Annotated in this window: 2 protein-coding genes; both read left to right on the plus strand. The window is 80.7% G+C overall.

The features are described from left to right. A partial coding sequence (locus ABZ641_RS38100; protein WP_359989225.1) for an MFS transporter occupies positions 1 to 661 on the plus strand: 661 nt, incomplete at its 5' end. Between the two features lie 83 nt (positions 662 to 744). Continuing rightward, on the plus strand, positions 745 to 1,262 hold a 518-nt coding region (locus tag ABZ641_RS38105; RefSeq protein WP_359989227.1), incomplete at its 3' end, for a helix-turn-helix domain-containing protein.

The following is a 1,262-nucleotide window of genomic DNA, read 5'->3' on the forward strand; positions in this document are numbered from 1 at the left end:
GAAGCGCTCGCCGAGGCGGACCGTCCGCGGGCCGGGCCCCTACCGCGGCGGCCGGCTGTGGCGGCTGCACGGCGCGGCCGCGCTGCTCTGCGTCCCGCAGTTCGTGGTGGCCGGCTTCGCCCTGGTCTTCCTCACCACCGCCCGCGGCTGGCCGGCCGCGACCGCCGGCACGGTCCTCGCGGTCGCCAACCTCGCCGGGGCCGGGGTGCGGCTGCTCGCCGGCTGGTGGTCCGACCGGGTCGGCAGCCGGCTGCGCCCGATGCGGCTGCTCGCCCTGGCCACCGCCGCCGACGTCCTGCTGCTCGCCCTCGGGGCGGCCGCCGCACCGCCGCTCGGCACCGCCGCCCTGCTGCTCGCCACCGCACTGACCGTCTCCACCAACGGCCTGCACAACACCGCCGTCGCCGAACACGCCGGCCCGGCCTGGGCGGGCCGGGCCCTCGGCGTCCACGGCCTCGGCCAGCACGCCGCGATCGTCCTGGTCCCGCCGCTGACCGGCGCCCTCGTCACCGCCCACGGCTTCGCCCCCGCCTACGCCCTGGCCGCCGCCTTCCCGGTGGCCGCCGCGGCGCTGCTCCCCGGCGAGCCGGCGGCCCCTGCCGGGGAGACGGCCGCGCCGTCCCTCGACGCGGCGTCGGCCGCACCCCGCACACCGGCCTGACGGGACGCCGGCGGCCCGTGCGCGGCAGGGACCGGCCCGTCGGTTCGGCGTCGGCCGAACGGTCGCCGGTCGACAATGGGCGGATGGGGAGCGAACGAACGCAGACGGCCGGCCGGGAGCTCGCGGCGGTGGCCGGACTGCTCGCGGACGGCACCCGGGCGGCGTTCTGCCTGGCACTGCTCGACGGGCGGGCCTGGACGGCGGGCGAGCTGGCCCGGCACGCCGGTGTCGCCGCGCCGACCGCGACCGAGCACCTCAACCGGCTGGTCGGCGGCGGCCTGCTCGCCGAGGAGCGACAGGGCCGCCACCGCTACGTCCGGCTGGCCGACCCCCAGGTGGCCGAACTGGTCGAACAGCTCGCCGCGCTGGCCCCGGGCCGCCCCGAACGCCCCGCCACCCTCGCGGCGGACGGCCGCCGGCGCGCCCTCGCCCACGCCCGGACCTGCTACGACCACCTCGCCGGGGCGGTCGGCGTCGCGATCACCGACGCGATGACCGCCCGGGGCCTGCTCGACTGGACGCACGGCCTGCGGCTCACCGCCGAGGGCCAGGCCTGGCTCGGCGCGGCCGGGGTCGCCGTCCCGCCGGGCGGCCGCCGGCC

Origin of the sequence: Kitasatospora sp. NPDC007106 (assembly GCF_040634455.1) — a bacterium.
Taxonomy (GTDB): domain Bacteria; phylum Actinomycetota; class Actinomycetes; order Streptomycetales; family Streptomycetaceae; genus Kitasatospora; species Kitasatospora arboriphila.